The organism is Geotalea toluenoxydans JCM 15764 (assembly GCF_001311985.1).
GTDB lineage: Bacteria > Desulfobacterota > Desulfuromonadia > Geobacterales > Geobacteraceae > Geotalea > Geotalea toluenoxydans.
This window is the reverse complement of record NZ_BBCJ01000041.1, coordinates 1-14850: the sequence shown is the minus strand read 5'-3', so window position 1 is coordinate 14850 and position 14850 is coordinate 1. Positions and strand designations below refer to the sequence as shown.

General features: G+C 54.1%; 14 protein-coding genes, 1 tRNA gene and 5 pseudogenes. 17 read left to right on the top strand and 3 right to left on the bottom strand.

From position 1 onward, the window contains the following. Nucleotides 1-205: 205 nt before the first annotated feature. The 3 genes and pseudogenes from JCM15764_RS25320 to JCM15764_RS19360 all read right to left on the bottom strand — a co-directional run. A pseudogene (locus tag JCM15764_RS25320) lies at nucleotides 206-1253 on the bottom strand (methyl-accepting chemotaxis protein); the annotation flags it as partial. A 39-nt stretch (nucleotides 1254-1292) separates the two neighbouring features. Then, nucleotides 1293-1649, bottom strand: a pseudogene (locus JCM15764_RS27380) (Cache 3/Cache 2 fusion domain-containing protein); the annotation flags it as partial. A gap of 500 nt (nucleotides 1650-2149) precedes the next feature. Continuing rightward, nucleotides 2150-2224: transfer RNA gene (locus tag JCM15764_RS19360), tRNA-Val, on the bottom strand. Between the two features lie 328 nt (nucleotides 2225-2552). On the opposite strand from JCM15764_RS19360, the gene JCM15764_RS19355 reads away from it, so the two are divergent. The 17 genes and pseudogenes from JCM15764_RS19355 to JCM15764_RS19285 form a co-directional block, all read left to right on the top strand. Beyond that, a complete protein-coding gene (locus JCM15764_RS19355) occupies nucleotides 2553-3332 on the top strand; it encodes an enoyl-CoA hydratase/isomerase family protein (RefSeq protein ID WP_054698515.1) in 780 nt (259 codons plus the stop codon). Between the two features lie 3 nt (nucleotides 3333-3335). After that, a complete protein-coding gene (locus tag JCM15764_RS19350) occupies nucleotides 3336-3866 on the top strand; it encodes a cob(I)yrinic acid a,c-diamide adenosyltransferase (RefSeq protein WP_054698513.1) in 531 nt (176 codons plus the stop codon). A 62-nt stretch (nucleotides 3867-3928) separates the two neighbouring features. Continuing rightward, nucleotides 3929-4333, top strand: a complete 405-nt coding sequence (locus tag JCM15764_RS19345; protein ID WP_012648213.1) for a cobalamin B12-binding domain-containing protein — start codon at nucleotides 3929-3931, stop codon at nucleotides 4331-4333. A 256-nt stretch (nucleotides 4334-4589) separates the two neighbouring features. Continuing rightward, on the top strand, nucleotides 4590-5351 hold the full coding sequence (locus JCM15764_RS19340; RefSeq protein ID WP_243689452.1) for an enoyl-CoA hydratase/isomerase family protein: 762 nt from the start codon (nucleotides 4590-4592) through the stop codon (nucleotides 5349-5351). Continuing rightward, nucleotides 5314-6314, top strand: a pseudogene (gene meaB / locus JCM15764_RS19335) (methylmalonyl Co-A mutase-associated GTPase MeaB). Before JCM15764_RS19340 ends, meaB begins: the two are co-directional and overlap by 38 nt. A 93-nt stretch (nucleotides 6315-6407) precedes the next feature. Next, complete coding sequence (locus tag JCM15764_RS30420) at nucleotides 6408-6677, top strand: hypothetical protein (RefSeq protein ID WP_439645349.1); 270 nt, start codon at nucleotides 6408-6410, stop codon at nucleotides 6675-6677. Then, a pseudogene (locus tag JCM15764_RS30685) lies at nucleotides 6674-7239 on the top strand (L,D-transpeptidase). The gene JCM15764_RS30420 and the pseudogene JCM15764_RS30685 overlap by 4 nt, the downstream one beginning before the upstream one ends. A gap of 145 nt (nucleotides 7240-7384) precedes the next feature. Next, nucleotides 7385-8008, top strand: coding sequence for a DedA family protein (locus tag JCM15764_RS19325; RefSeq protein WP_054698509.1), 624 nt, complete (start codon nucleotides 7385-7387; stop codon nucleotides 8006-8008). A 4-nt stretch (nucleotides 8009-8012) separates the two neighbouring features. Further along, a complete protein-coding gene (locus JCM15764_RS19320; protein WP_054698532.1) occupies nucleotides 8013-8750 on the top strand; it encodes an RNA methyltransferase in 738 nt (245 codons plus the stop codon). Further along, nucleotides 8747-8953, top strand: a complete 207-nt coding sequence (locus JCM15764_RS19315; protein ID WP_243689451.1) for a SemiSWEET family sugar transporter — start codon at nucleotides 8747-8749, stop codon at nucleotides 8951-8953. Before JCM15764_RS19320 ends, JCM15764_RS19315 begins: the two co-directional genes overlap by 4 nt. A gap of 137 nt (nucleotides 8954-9090) precedes the next feature. Beyond that, complete coding sequence (locus JCM15764_RS19310; protein ID WP_054698507.1) at nucleotides 9091-9675, top strand: LemA family protein; 585 nt, start codon at nucleotides 9091-9093, stop codon at nucleotides 9673-9675. Between the two features lie 124 nt (nucleotides 9676-9799). Next, on the top strand, nucleotides 9800-10675 hold the full coding sequence (locus JCM15764_RS19305; protein WP_243689450.1) for a TPM domain-containing protein: 876 nt from the start codon (nucleotides 9800-9802) through the stop codon (nucleotides 10673-10675). A gap of 408 nt (nucleotides 10676-11083) precedes the next feature. Further along, nucleotides 11084-11323 carry a TPM domain-containing protein gene (locus JCM15764_RS30405; RefSeq protein WP_439645350.1) on the top strand — a complete coding sequence of 80 codons (240 nt, stop codon included), beginning with the start codon at nucleotides 11084-11086 and terminating at the stop codon, nucleotides 11321-11323. A 353-nt stretch (nucleotides 11324-11676) separates the two neighbouring features. Continuing rightward, nucleotides 11677-11961, top strand: coding sequence for a hypothetical protein (locus JCM15764_RS19295; RefSeq protein ID WP_054698505.1), 285 nt, complete (start codon nucleotides 11677-11679; stop codon nucleotides 11959-11961). Beyond that, nucleotides 11958-12665 (top strand): CxxxxCH/CxxCH domain c-type cytochrome, encoded by a 708-nt coding sequence (locus JCM15764_RS25310; RefSeq protein ID WP_243689448.1) that lies wholly within the window; start codon nucleotides 11958-11960, stop codon nucleotides 12663-12665. The genes JCM15764_RS19295 and JCM15764_RS25310 overlap by 4 nt, the downstream gene beginning before the upstream one ends. After that, nucleotides 12662-12787 (top strand): annotated as a pseudogene (locus JCM15764_RS25305) (hypothetical protein); the annotation flags it as partial. The gene JCM15764_RS25310 and the pseudogene JCM15764_RS25305, both read left to right, overlap by 4 nt. Before the next feature lie 308 nt (nucleotides 12788-13095). Then, a partial coding sequence (locus JCM15764_RS19285; RefSeq protein WP_243689447.1) for a CxxxxCH/CxxCH domain c-type cytochrome occupies nucleotides 13096-14850 on the top strand: 1755 nt, incomplete at its 3' end.

The following is a 14850-nucleotide window of genomic DNA, read 5'->3' as shown; positions in this document are numbered from 1 at the left end:
TGATAGGAGCTACGGAAGGGGTGTCGGCGCCGGTTCTACGGGAACCTTCAAGGGGTTTATCAGCTGGAGCTGAAACCAGGCGACGATGCCGGTGCTTTGGATGACCTGCCTCCTTGGTTGCGGCTATGTTGGTGACTTCACATTCACACATAACCCACGTTTGCAAGGGGCAGGTCACTTATTTTCCTACTGACAGGCATTATGGCTAGGTCACCTTGAACTGCTCAACCACACCCTTCAATTCCACCGCCAGCTTAGCCAGGTTGTTCGCTGCGGCAGCCGAGTCCTGCGCTCCCCGTGCCGTTTCCTGCACAACCTCGGTGATCTGGTGAATGTTTCTGTTGATCTCCACTGTTGTTGAGGTCTGTTGTTCAGCGGCAGTTGCAATCTGACCCACTTGCATCGTAACGGAGCCGATGTGATCGAGGATGCCCTGAAGAGCTTCTCCCGACTTTGCCGCCTCGGCCGTTCCCCGTTCCACATCTCCCACTCCTTCTTCCATTGAGGAGACAGCCGACTTGGTTTCTTGCTGAATGGTCTTGATCATGTGGGCAATCTCTGTGGTTGCTTGGTGGTCCGTTCTGCAAGTGCCCGTACCTCGTCGGCAACAACTGCGAATCCGCGTCCCTGCTCGCCGGCTCTTGCCGCTTCAATGGCTGCGTTAAGAGCCAGGAGATTAGTCTGGTCGGCGATATCTTCAATGGTGCCGATTATTTCGCCAATCTGATCGCTCCTTGCCCCAAGACTCTCCACGGTTTTGGCCGATTCTTTGACCCTGCCGGCAATACGGTCCATCATGGCTACAGTTTCCTGAACAATCGCCGCTCCGGCCGCTGCTGAAACGTTTGCCTGCCTGGAACCGTCTGCCGCAATGGCACAGTTCTGGGCAATTTCGCCTGAGGTTGCAGCCATCTCCTCGCCGGCGGTGGCCACTGTCCCGGTCCTGGATGCCACCTCTTCGGCTCCGGTCGCTATTCGTTCCGAAGTGGTCGATAACTGGGAGGAAGCCGAGGCCACCTGTAGCGCCGCAGTTTTCATTTCGGTTACCATCATCGTCAACTCGTGGACCATGTTTTTCAGGGCGGTCAAAAGGCGCCCGGTTTCACCGCCGTCCTTCACCTCGATGACCACGGTAAGGTCGCCGTTTGCCAGGCTGTCAGCCACGCCGATGGCTCATTCAATGGCTTGGTAATTTGGCGTGAAATCCGGATGCTTATGATGCCCAGCACGAGAATGATCAAGATGGAAAAGAGCAGGTTCCACTTAAAGAAGGAAAGCTTCATGCGGGCGAAGTAATCTGCTTCGTTCACTCCGGGTACTATCCAAAGCTTCCAGGGCTCAATATAGCGAAAAGCCACTATTTTCTGCTGTCCGGTGGTCTTGGCCACATATTCATGGATGCCGCCTTCCTTATGGCTCCGGATATGGTCGATATGCTTTTGCCCCGCCAGGTTTTTCCCCTCCTCCTTGTGATGCACCACCAGCGTTCCCTGCTCGTCCAGCATGAAAGGATAGCCTGTCTTGCCGATTTTTATGCTGTAAATAAATTTTTTGAACCCTTCTTCCTTATAGGCATCGGGCTTGGTGGCTGCAATATAGTTGATGCTTTTGCCCAGCGCATCGGCAATTGAATTGACATCGGCCTCCATGATGGTCCTGACTTCCTTGACTGCGATGGAGTAGGAAAAAATTACGCTGAAAGCCACAGCCAGGAAAGCGAAAACCGAAAAGACAATTAATTTGGACTTGATGCTGCTGAAAAAACGCATGTCGTTCTCCTTTTGCAATATTGAATAAAAACAGGTGAGATTGGGAAAGCTTGTTTCCGTCAAATCGATCGAGACCCCGGCTATCGTTTCCACTGACAGCCATTCCATCATGCAGGGGGCGTTAATAAGGCGGTGCTGGTCGCACTAAATTAATTTTATTATCGGACTGTCATTGGCGTAACTTTAACGATAATAAAAAACGGGTAGATTTTAATTCACTGTCAGTGGTCTGGTCGAATAAAGAGAGGCTTTGGAGCCCATGAACCTGTGGCAGGCTGTTCCGGGGGATTATGTTTGTTGACGGCGGGTAATGTCAGGTGATTCCAGCGATGAGAAACAGAAATGGCCGGGTCTGTGGACCTGGCCATTGTTGATGTGCTTGGTGGGCGATGTTGGGATCGAACCAACGACTTCTACCGTGTGAAGGTAGCACTCTCCCGCTGAGTTAATCGCCCTTTGTGTGTGACTTTAATAGCAGAAGGTTAATTGCATGTCAAGATTTAACAGGCTGCTAAAAACTACTGCGGGGCAAGTCTGTGGTGTAGCCGCTCATTGGTGTTCGTCTCGTTCCCCGTCCCCTTGAGCTTTGCATCCTGACCTCCTTATGACGTTTTCAGCAGCATGTTCGAGGAATGACAAGGCAGAAGAGATTGCGATCATGACGGGCTAATATATCGTTATTCCGGCTGAATCAACTTGACACCCCACGCCCGGAATTGGTATATTTTTCGCCGTTTCACCTTACTTCATTAGAAAATTTCTGTAAACCGTGGAGAGACTGCCTTGCCTACCCGTCCCATACAGGTCAAACACGACGAGAATATAGCAATTGTAAGCCTGAACAGACCAGATGTCAGGAATAGCCTGAACGCCGAGATGCTGCAGCTGATGCTGTCCACGTTCGCCTCATTGAAAGAGAATGCAACTGTCGCCGGGATTCTTGTCACCGGTACCGGCGCTTTCTTTTGTGCCGGTGCGGATATCGAAGCCATGCGCAACATGACACCCTTTGAGGCGGGGCGCTTTTCCCAGCTGGGGCAGGATGTGATGTTCGCCATGGAATCGGTCGGCAAGCCGGTAATCGCTGCCGTCAACGGGCATGCCCTGGGTGGGGGATTCGAGCTGGCACTGGCCTGCGACTTCATCGTTGCTTCCCGGTCGGCGATCTTTGCTGCACCGGAGATCCGCCTCGGCATCATACCAGGCTTTGGCGGAACCCAGCGTCTGACACGAATGGTGGGCAAGGCCCGGGCCAAGGAGCTTATTTTCACTGGCGACCGGGTCGATTCGGCTGCCGCCCTGAATATGGGGCTGGTGAACAGGGTCTATGACGACGAAGCGCTGGTTGGCGAAGGGACGGTCTTGCTGAAAACCATCTGCAGCCGCGGCATGCTTTCCCTGAAGATGGCCAAGGAGATCATCGGCGCCGGCGCCGACGTGGATCTGAAGAACGCCTGCATGATGGAGCGGGATGCCTTCGCCATCTGCTTTGCCACCGAGGATCAGAAGGAAGGGATGACGGCGTTTATTGAAAAGCGCCCGGCGCAATTCAAGGGCAGGTAACCAATGAAACTGGAACAGGGTCGCGTACAGGTTTATACCGGAAACTGCAAAGGCAAGACAACGGCGGCTCTTGGGCTCGCCCTTCGTGCCGTCGGCCGCGAACTGATGGTCTGCATGATCCAGTTCATGAAGGGTGGCGGTCCCTATGGGGAACATATTGCCGCACAGAAGCTGGCTCCTTATCTGACCATCATCCAGACCGGCAGGGAAGGGTGGGTCAACAAGGACAATCCCGATCCGGAGGATGTCCGCCTTGCCCGGAAAGCCCTTGTCAAGGCGAAGGATGCTTTGACCGGCGGCCTTTACGACATGGTCATTCTCGATGAGATCAATGGAGCCGTATCTTTCGGCCTCATCCATGTGGACGATGTCCTGGAGCTGATGGCTTTAAGACCGGAACGGGTCGAGCTGGTCTTGACCGGAAGGAATGCCCATGGGAAAATTATTGCGGCTGCCGACCTGGTTACCGAGATGACGGAAATCAAGCATTATTACAAGGCGGGGGTGCCCGCACGGATTGGCATCGAAAAATGACAAGTTTTGGAAAAACTGATAGTTCCTGTGAATATAACTCATTGTGATAAAAGGAGAATGCCATGACTGAACGGAAACTGAGGGTGCTTGTTGGTAAGCCTGGCCTGGACGGACACGACAGAGGAGCGAAGATCATTTCCCGTGCTTTCAGGGATGCCGGCTTCGAGATTATCTACACCGGACTTCACCAGACCCCGGAGCAGATCGTATCGGCAGCGATCCAGGAAGATGTCGACTGTGTAGGCCTTTCCATTCTTTCAGGCGCCCATAACACGCTGCTGCCCCAGGTTTGTCAGCTTCTCAAGGAAAAGAATGCCGACGACATCATCGTTTTCGGCGGCGGCGTCATTCCCGATGACGATATACCAGGTTTGAAATCTGCCGGCATCAGAGAGGTATTCACCCCCGGCACCTCCACCGAGGACATAGTTGCCTGGGTGCGCAACAACGTTCATCCCCGCGCATAGGTTTAAAGGCTTTTGCCTAGCCACGAATAGCACGAATGTGCACGAATAAAGGCAACAGCTGAATCTTTGGGTTCAAACCAAAATATACATTGATTTATGGTCAGGATTTCCATTCGTGTTGATTCGTGTCATTCGTGGCAAAGAGGTTCCAAGCGGCAATAATTTTTTCGGATTCTGAAGCTTTTTCTTAGGGGCGCAGCTGCAGCTGACTTGTCATACATGCTGCAGTACTGGCGCTCCTATGGTTTTTGAGGATATGGCTTTGTACAACAAACTGCGACTGGAAGTGAAGAACCGGGTCGGTTTCATGACCATGGACTCGGGAGCACGGTTCAACAAGCTCACCATCAACATGCTCAAGGAGCTCAAACGCGGCCTGGCCGAGCTTCAGGCTTCCGATGAAGCGGCATGCATCGTACTTTCCGGTTATCCTGGCGAATCCTTTGCCGTCGGCGCCGACATTGGCCAGATGGTCAAGTTCGACTCCCAGCATGCCTTTGCCTTTGCCGAGCTCGGGCAATCTCTCTTTGCCGCCATGGAATCATGCACGAAACCGATTATCGGTGCCCTCAACGGCATCACCATGGGAGGCGGCTGTGACCTTTCCCTGGCCTGCGATCTGCGCATCGCCAGCGATGCCCTCCGATTTGCCCATCCCGGCGCCAAGCTGGGCATTCTCACCGGCTTTTGCGGCACACAAAAGCTGCCGCGGCTTTTGGGACGGAACTTTGCCAACGAGATCTTCATGACCTCCGATGTCTACGGGCCGGAAGATGCCCTGCGCATGGGTTACGTGAACTGCGTCCACCCGTCAGATTCATTTTGGCCCGAGGTTGTTGCCTTTGCCGAAAAAATTGCCACAAATCCCGCACCATCCCTTGATTATGCAAAAAAGGCCATCAACGCCGCAGAAGATTGCGATCTGAAAAACGGCTGTATCCTCGAATCGGGCCTGTTCAGCGCCCTGTTTCCTCTCCGCGATACCTCAGGCAGCTGTAAAGAAAAGGAAGTACAATAATGTCATTGGCGGAAAAAATTCTTCAGGGGGATATCCGTTCAGCAGCACGGCTGATGCGGGATATCGACGACGGTCTCAGAAGCTCGTTGGAAGAGCTGAAACAGCTCTATCCGCACACGGGCAGAGCTACATCATCGGTCTCACCGGTCCTCCCGGCGCCGGCAAATCAACCCTGGTGGACCAGTTGACCGCCGCCTACCGCAAGGCTGGCAAGAGGGTAGGAGTCGTTGCCATCGACCCACCAGCCCCTTTACCGGCGGAGCCATCCTGGGAGACAGGATCCGCATGAACCGCCACGCAGATGATGACGGGGTCTTTATCCGCAGTCTTGCCACCCGCGGCCACCTGGGAGGCCTTTCCCGTTCCACCGGCAATGTGGTCAACGTCATGGACGCCATGGGAATGGACATCGTCATCATCGAGACGGTGGGGGTCGGCCAGGATGAAATAGACATCGTTCGCATGGCCCATACCACCGCCGTTGTCATGGTGCCGGGGCTTGGCGACGATATTCAGGCCATCAAGGCAGGTATCCTGGAGATCGGAGACGTTTTCGTCGTCAACAAGGGGGATCGGGAGGGCGCCGATCGCACCGTCCGGGAACTTTCCGCAATGCTGGATATGAAGCCGTCGAAGCCTGGCGAGTGGCAGGCAAAGGTTCTCAAGACCGAAGCCCAGTGCAATCGGGGTATCGATGAACTGGTCGCCGAAATGGAAGCCCACCGGGGTTTCCTCTTTTCTTCCGGTGCCATCAATCACCTGCTGGAGGAGAGGAACGCCTCCATGTTCATGGACCTTCTTAAAGACCGGCTGTTTTCCGAATTTTTTTCCCACATCAAGGTCAATGGCCGCTTCCGCCAGATCATCGACGACATGATGTCCAGGAAGAAGGACCCGTACACCGCCGTGGAGGAGGTCCTGACCGAGGAGACCGGCAGGGTGAAATGGACCGGATCTGCTTGAATCATGGCTTTCCCGTGACACTTTTTGTATGAATGGGGAGTTACCCATATCAGTCGTAGCAGCCTGTCAGCAGGCTGTTTGCAGAGGATTTAGATGTTTCGAAAATTGCTGTTTTTTTCTCTCGTAGTTTTAGTTGCTGGTGTTGTCTGTTACAAACCTTCCGCCACTTCCGATCCCGGAGCCAATCCCGACGATCCGGCCAGGGAAGACCTGACGAAAATCCACTACCCCAGCCTGGACAAAATTCCCTGGCGTGGACGGTTCATTCGGCCGCAGGATACTCTGGAGTCCCTGTACGGCAACGATTGGCCGACAGTGGCACGCTTCAACAGGATTGATCGCCGCCATGTTTATCCGGCATGACCATCAAGGAACCCCTTGATGTCGCCTCGGTGAAGGCCTATACGCCAATGCCTGCAAAGTACCCCCCTGCCAAGGGCCATAGAAAATACATAGTTATCGACCTTGGCGAACAGTGGTTGGGTGCCTACGAATTTGGTAAACTTAAGTTTTCCATGCCGGCTGCCAGCGGTACAAAGGGCCACGAAACACCGACCGGACTGTTTCGGTGGATGCCCGGCACCGTAATCATACCTCGTCCCTTTACAAAACCGAGGATGATACTGCACAGTATCCCATGGATAATGCCATTCGCTTCCATATTGGCCCGGATAACATATCCTACTGGATCCATGCCCGTGATCTGCCGGGGAAGCCTGCCTCTCACGGTTGTGTAGGCCTTGCGGATGAGGGCATGCAGAATCGGGTTTACGGCATTCCGGAAGAACCTCTTGTGCTTGATTCTGAAAAGCTTTATGAATGGGCTGTCGGCGAAAACGAGTATGAAGACGATACCGGAGAAGCCGAGGAACTGGAGGACGGCCCCGTGGTCGAAGTGATCGGCGCCAACCCGGAGTATCGGTGAAGTGGTGCGGTGATTGGTGATGAATCGGTGATTGGTGACTGGTGATTGGTGACTAAACCTCGAACTTCGAACATAGAACATAGAACATAGAACATAGAACGTAGAACGTAGAACGTAGAACGCTTCTCTTACAGCTGGAGGAAACGTGCAGCAGTTTCTCAGAGACTATCTTGAGTTGCATGGCTACTGGGTATTGTTCCTCGGCACTTTCCTTGAGGGGGAAGCGATCCTGATCATGGCGGGTTTTCTCGCTTTCCAGGGGTATCTCAATCTGCCTGGTGTCATCCTCACCGCCTTTGCCGGTTCATTTTTCGGTGACCAGTTCTATTTCTATCTGGGGAGGTGGAAAGGCCCCTTTCTCCTCAAGCTGTTCACCTCCATCGCCAGGAAATTCCGCAAGGCTCTGAGACTCATCGAGAAATACGGTAACTTCGTCGCTTTTATCTCCCGCTATACCTATGGGTTCAGGATCGTGCTTCCTATTATCCTGGGAATGACCAATCTTCCGTCTTCGAGATTTCTCTGGCTGAACCTGATCAGCGCCTTGACCTGGGCGGCGATATTTTCCTGCGCCGGCTATCTGTTCGGCAAGAGCGCTTCCCTCTTGGTAGAGGATGTACAGCGCTACGAACCTTACCTGATGCTGACCCTGCTCGGGCTCATTGCCTGCATGTGGCTGTTCCACTTCGCCCATGCCTGGTGGCGGAAAAAACCTGCTCGAGCGCGCCTGCAGCGGATGAAACAGAAACTGAATAATGGAAAACAGTGAAACTATGCAAACAAGTACAGCAATAAGTGTCGTTCTGGTGGGGACCCAGAGTCCGGGCAACATCGGCATGGTCTGCCGTGCCATGAAGAACATGGGACTTTACGACCTGCGGCTGGTTAACCCCTGTCAGGTTGATCATCCTGAAGCCCACAAATTTGCCGTCTCAGCCAGAGATGTCCTTGATGGTGCACGGCTGTTCACCAGCCTTGAAGATGCCCTGCGCGACTGCGAAATTTCCGTTGCCACCACCAGGCGCCACGGAAAATACAGGCAGGAGATCTCGACCCCTCAGGAAATCGCTGAGAAAGTGAGGAGCCAGGCGGCCATGCATCGGGTTGCGCTGGTTTTCGGCCGTGAAGACAGCGGCCTGACAACCGAGGAGGTTGCCCTGTGCCGCTGGCAATCCACCATTCCCACCGCCGATGAGTACGGCTCCCTTAATCTGGCCCAGGCCGTCTTGATCTTCTGCTACGAGTTGCATAAGCGGCAAGAGGTAACTCCTGCCCAGGATACGAGATTGCTGGCAGATTCAGCCGCCATGGAGGCCATGTACCGACAGATGGAAAAGACATTGCTCAAGATTGGCTTCCTCAACCCGGAGAATCCGGCCCACATCATGCGCACCCTGCGGCGAATTTATTCGAGGGCTGAGCTGGATGAGCGGGAAGTGGCTGTGCTGCGGGGAATGATGTCCCAGATCGACTGGGGAACCGGTGAGTTCAAGGGGAGAAAAGGAATATGAACGTTACTTACCTCGGCTTGCTTGCCGGAGCAATCACCACAGCCGCAGCGATTCCCCAGGTCGTCAGAACCTATCGCACCCGCCAGGCCCGCGACATTTCCATCTGGCAGCCGGTGCTGCTGAACGTCGGCATGTCCATGTGGCTCATCTACGGCCTGATCATCGGTGACACGCCTTCTTATTGCCGCCAACGCATTCCATAGTCTGCTACTCGCTGCTCATCGTCATGAAAATTCTTTACAAAGAGGATGACAAATCCAAATCCTGTGCTTAAATTTCTAATCACCAATAGTATTTCATCCGTAATTCCGGATGAACTCAATCCGATGTTGGAGGGACTATGAAAAAAATACTCTTCGCTTTAGTTGCAGTTTTTGCCCTGTCTATTCTGGGTGGATGCGGCTACAACACCATGCAGGCCAAAGAAGAGGCTGTCCTTGCCGCCTGGGGGGATGTGGAGGCTACCTATCAAAGACGTGCCGACCTGATCCCGAACCTTGTCGAGGTAGTCAAGGGGTATGCAAAGCATGAAGCCGATACTCTCAAAGCGGTTACCGAAGCCAGGGCGAAGGTGGGTTCAATGCAGGTTGGTAAGGATGTGGTCAACAATCCAAAAGCCCTGAGCGACTTTCAGCAGGCCCAGGGGCAGCTTTCCGGCGCCCTGTCGCGGCTTATGGTGGTGGTGGAGAAATATCCCGACCTGAAGGCGAACCAGAATTTCATGGATCTGCAAAACCAGCTCGAAGGCACCGAAAATCGCATCAATGTGGCCAGAACCCGTTACAACCAGGCGGTACAGGACTTCAATACCAGCATCAGGACCTTCCCCAATTCTCTGACCAATTCCCTGTTGCTGCATCTGTCGCGCAAGGAACCTTTCAAGGCAGAGGAGGGGGCCAAGCAGGCGCCGAAAATCAAATTCTAACCCCACTCCCCCAGGGAGAGGGCATGGGTGAGAGTGGGCCACCTTCTCCCCCAGGGAGAAGGGCTCAACCCATAAAAGAAGCATAGTCCCATAAGTGGTTAAAGCAGGGCTGGAGATCCGGCAGATGACGAAAAAAATCATCCTTATTCTTTTGTTGCTCCAGTTTACCAGCCTCTTTGCCCATGCCCTGGAAGTTCCTCCCCTGCGTGGTCATGTGAATGACTACGCAGCGCTCCTTTCCCCTTCAGCAGCTGAGTACCTTGAACAGCAGTTGACCGAGTTCGAACGGACCGACTCCACCCAGATCGTGGTTGTGGCCATAGATTCCCTTGCCGATGAAAACCTGGAAGAGTTTTCCATCAAGGTTGCCGAGGCATGGAAGATTGGTCAGAAAAAGATCGACAACGGCGCCATTCTCCTTATCGCCAAGAACGAGCGCAAAATCAGGATCGAGGTGGGCAGGGGGCTGGAGGGCAAACTGACGGACCTGGTCTCCGGGCGGATCATCCGCAACCAGATCTCTCCCAAGTTCAAGCAGGGGGATTTTGACGGCGGTGTTGCCGCCGGGGTCGCAGCGATCATGGCCGTGGTAAGGGGAGAGTACAAGGCTCCCGCCACCGATATGCGCCATGGCCGGAAAAGTGCCAATCCCATCTTTACCCTGGTTATTTTTGTCGGCCTTGCTGCCCTGTTTTTAGGCTCTATTTCCAAGGTTCTTGGCGGTCTGGCCGGTGCGGTCGGTGTGCCCCTCATTGCCTTTCTCTCCTTTTCGGGCATTTCATTGCTGTTGCTTCTGGGATTGGCCGTGGCCGGCTTTGTCCTGGGCTTGCTCATTCCCCTGCTTTTCGGCAGCGGTGGCGGCTTTTTCGGCGGTCCGTTCGGTGGTGGTTTCGGTGGCGGATTCGGCGGCGGTTCCTTTGGTGGCGGCGGTGGATTTTCCGGCGGGGGGGGCGGTTTTGGCGGCGGTGGGGGCATCGGGAGACTGGTAGTATGGAAATAACATGGAGCGGGTGCCAATGAGTCCAAAGAAAAACTTTCTCAGTGATGAAGAAATGGAGAAAATCAGGCATGCGGTCGCCCAAGCCGAAGAAGGGACTTTCGGGGAGATTGCCACCATGGTCGTTGAGGAAAGCGACAGTTATCGGGAGGCACTTTTGCTGGGGGTTCTGTTTATTTCAGGGTTTGTGGCCCTCCTTGTCTCCATAACAATTCAGCATGTGACCATATGGTCGTATATCCCGCTGGTGCTTGTGCTGATGCTGCCCTGTTACCAGATCCTCAAGGTATTTCCCCGTCTGAAAATTTTCTTTGTCGAAAGGAAAAGGCTGAATGAAGCGGTCCGCGACCGGGCAGTGAAAGCTTTTATGAGAAGGGGCTTTATCGCACCAAGCAGGAAACGGGAGTCCTCATTTTCATTTCCTTGCTGGAGCACAAGGTTTGGATCTTGGGTGACCGTGGTATTAACGAGAAAATCAGACCCGAATCCTGGCAAAGCCTGGCGGCACAGTTGGCCACTGGCATCAGGCAAGGAAAGGCGTGTGAATCCCTTTGTGCGGTAATTCAATCCTGCGGCGAAGAATTGGCCAAACACTTTCCACGGGCTCCCGGGGCTGAAATAAATGAGCTGCCTGATGAGATAATTGTTTGAACAATATAAGAAAATTTTAGCTCAATTGTAATGCAGGCGACTGTTCTTATGGCCTATTCACAGAAACAAGTTAATTTCTCCGCTATTTGATCGATTGACAGAAGATACCCCTACCAGCTTTTCCATTCCTGTTTTCTCCATCTACCTGAAAAAACTATCAATTACTCCTTGCGAATTAATCTCATTAAATGAAGCGGTTAAGGGTATAAAAGTTGCTCATTATCCTGGAATATCTTGCTGCCTTAACAGGGATCACTGTTAAATTTCCCATCGCCTCGGTCCAAACGCGGCGGGAAAGTATCGCAGCTTCCGGAGGATTTCAATTTAAAATGGCTTGATCCCGGGGGGGAACCTTGAGCAATGTTCAATACCGGCAGCGTTTTCTTATCTGGTTGGGAGTAGCAACAACTTTTCTTCTGACCGTTGCCAGTGCAGGCGCCTCAATAAGCTGCTATGACTGCCACGGTACCAGGTCTGCCATGGATTTCCGTCCCACCGACGCCCCCTACCGCAACATCACCACCGGCGGGTTCCAGGGAACACATCGAAACCATCTCGCTATCGGCGCCAATGCCACTAGTTGCGCCAAGTGCCATCCCGGCAGCAACAGCTACACCACGAGCATCGCGATGGGATGATCGGATTGTCCTCCAACATCAAGAATTCTCCCCAAGCTGCTACATATAAAAACAGTACCACTCCCTTTCCCCAGACTCCAACCCCTTCACTTGGCGCCTGCACGAACGTCAATTGCCATTTCGAGAAAGAAACCCCTGTCTGGGGCAGTGCCGGCCTCACTTTAGAAACCGGATGCGGGACCTGCCACGATACTCCACCGGCTGATGGCAATCATCCAACTGCCTCTGGGCCTGGCAAGAAGCATGGTGACTACTATGGCGCCGGTAGTGGCAGTTGCGGCATCTGCCATGTCAGTCATTTCGCCGATGCCAACCCGTTTTCCCATGCCACCAGTGTCGGAAGAAACCTGATCCTTTCCTTTAACGGGGCGCCAAACAGCGGCGGCGACTACGGCAAACCACAGAATCTGAGCTATCCCAACTATCTGCCGAGCCGGACCCGGGCCGAAGACAGAAACGGCAGCTGTTCCAACCTCTACTGCCACAGCGACGGCAGGAGGGAGCTCCCAAAACTACACCGACATGGGGGGCCACATTCGCCTCACCCTGCAATTCCTGCCACGACAGCGCCGGCGATACCACGAACCTCAGCGGCAGGCATGGAAAGCATACCGGGAGTTCCGGCTATGCCTATAGCTGTGAGCGTTGTCATAAGACGACGGCAAGCGGCAGCGATACCATTGCCGACAAAGCCAGCCATGTGAACAAAAACAAGGATGTCTCCTTCCGGGAGGGGGGCAGTTACGGTTCGGAAGATAAAAGCTGCAATGCCTATTGCCACAGTAATGCAGACGGTGGCGCACCGACTTTTTCCGTCAAATGGACGGATACCACCCCCATGCAGTGCTACTCGTGCCACAAGGGGCGCACCCAGGACAATACCCCAGCCAACTGTGCCGACACGGGCGGTGTCTGGAACAGTGCCAAGGGCTTCTGCGCCCCTTATGTCAATATTACTTCCAACGGCCATTCGCGACTGGTGGGTCCCCAATGGATACGCAGATACCCCTGTACCTACTGCCATAATGCCACCATCGATGCCGACGGTAATATCATCGATAAAACAATGCATACCAATGGCGTGAAGGATGTGTCAATGGGCAGCCAGTGGGCGATAGTCGCAGGTCTGCCCCGGTGTATGACGCAGTCAACAAAATCTGCGACAACGTCTACTGCCATAGCGACGGCACCACTAACCCTGAAGACGTGCGTCCCTTTGCCTGGACGGCGCCAAAAACGGACTGCAACAGCTGTCATGGCCATCCCAGTGGAACATGCTCAAACACCCTCTGCCATGATGGAAGGACCGACAGCACCGGTAAGGTCTGGACTGCCAAAGCCGGCTGGCCTGCCGGCCAGGAATGGAAGGCAGCAACTCCCATGTTCCCTAACCAGGGTTCCGGTTCGGACCGCGCCAATTCACACCAGAGACACGCAGATACCAACTTTACCTGCGATCAGTGCCATACCGCCACCATTACCAACGGCATCTGCACCGACTGTCATGCCACCGGCATTCCCCTTGGCAGCATGTCTGAGGTGTCCCATCTCAATGGTTCGTACCACGTGAACAAGGCCAAGGACGTGGTATTCAAGCAGGGTGGATCATATAATTCCGTCACCAAGACCTGTTCCAACACCGCCTGCCATTCCGGCGGCACAGACCCCCAGTGGGGAAGCTCGGTGAACACGGGGGTCATCTGTCTTACGTGCCACGGCACCACCAGCCCCGATGTGGACAGTTTCGGCTTCAAGATCTACAGCACCCAGGCCAGAATAAACCTTACCGAATGGGCAAACACAGGACATGGAAGGCCTACGTCCGCAGGACCATACCCGGCAAGCGGCAATCCGGCGGCAAATTTCCCCGGCAACCCCTGCTGGTACTGTCATGATAACAATATCCTGCACAATGACACCGGTAACCCTTTCCGGCTGCGGCAGCATGACCAGTTTACCAACCGTTTCGAAAAAGAGTGCGTCTACTGTCACATGATCGGCCTCGACAGCGAATGTCTCTCCTGCCATGACAACGACGAATCACTGGCCCCGCAGCTGGCTTCGCTGCCGGCAGACCCTTCGACAACCTGGCCTGACGGTAGTGTCGCTCCCCGTCCTGATCACCGGCCCATGTCCGGTGGAGGCACATCCTGTCTGACCACGTTATGCCATTTTGTCGATCCGGCCAGCCCGACCAATGATATGAAACGGCACAATGCCGGTGCCGGTATCTGGACTGCCGACCAGAAAGGGGATGTGAAAAATCAGTACCTGATGATGGGGGTCTGCCTCAAATGCCATGACGACGATACGGGAGGCAAATGCAACAACTGTCATGCAACGCCGGCGGATAAGCCTCTCAAATATTCTCTTGGCTTCAGGCCATTTTCTTCAGCCGAGTACCGGTTCATCAAGCCCCAGAAGGCCAGGGCCTCTTCTGTCCACTTTGGCTATAAACACAACCGGGCCTATGTCCAGGAAGGGGTCTGGAAGGGGGGTAAATTCTGTTGGGACTGCCATGATCCCCATGGGGACGGCAATATCTTCATGATCCAGAACAAGGTTGCCACCTCCACCGAGGGGACCTTCGGCATTCCGAAAACCAGGGCCGATGTTTCATTTACCCGGAAACAGAGCGGGCTTGATTATGCCCGGATCAATGCCCCATACAACGGCATCTGCAACGTCTGCCATTCTGCCGGAAGCCAGCATTACCGCGTGGATGGCGGTGACGGACACAATGCCAGCCGCGTCTGCACTTCCTGTCACGAACATCGCTTTACCGACAGCCATGCCGATGACCAGCCGTGCAACACCTGCCACCAAAACAAGCCGGTGCCGCGCCATTCAGGGTTCGGCCTGCCCAGGGACTGCACCAAGTGTCACAGC

Excerpts from the sequence above, each read along its gene's own strand:
- JCM15764_RS30420 (WP_439645349.1), top strand. The coding sequence starts at position 6,408 with ATGTTTCGAAAATTGCTGTTTTTTTCTCTCGTAGTTTTAGTTGCTGGT.
- JCM15764_RS19320 (WP_054698532.1), top strand. The coding sequence starts at position 8,013 with ATGCAAACAAGTACAGCAATAAGTGTCGTTCTGGTGGGGACCCAGAGT.
- JCM15764_RS19350 (WP_054698513.1), top strand. The coding sequence starts at position 3,336 with ATGAAACTGGAACAGGGTCGCGTACAGGTTTATACCGGAAACTGCAAA.
- JCM15764_RS19340 (WP_243689452.1), top strand. The coding sequence starts at position 4,590 with ATGGCTTTGTACAACAAACTGCGACTGGAAGTGAAGAACCGGGTCGGT.
- JCM15764_RS19315 (WP_243689451.1), top strand. The coding sequence starts at position 8,747 with ATGAACGTTACTTACCTCGGCTTGCTTGCCGGAGCAATCACCACAGCC.
- JCM15764_RS19345 (WP_012648213.1), top strand. The coding sequence starts at position 3,929 with ATGACTGAACGGAAACTGAGGGTGCTTGTTGGTAAGCCTGGCCTGGAC.
- JCM15764_RS19310 (WP_054698507.1), top strand. The coding sequence starts at position 9,091 with ATGAAAAAAATACTCTTCGCTTTAGTTGCAGTTTTTGCCCTGTCTATT.
- JCM15764_RS25310 (WP_243689448.1), top strand. The coding sequence starts at position 11,958 with ATGATCGGATTGTCCTCCAACATCAAGAATTCTCCCCAAGCTGCTACA.
- JCM15764_RS19305 (WP_243689450.1), top strand. The coding sequence starts at position 9,800 with ATGACGAAAAAAATCATCCTTATTCTTTTGTTGCTCCAGTTTACCAGC.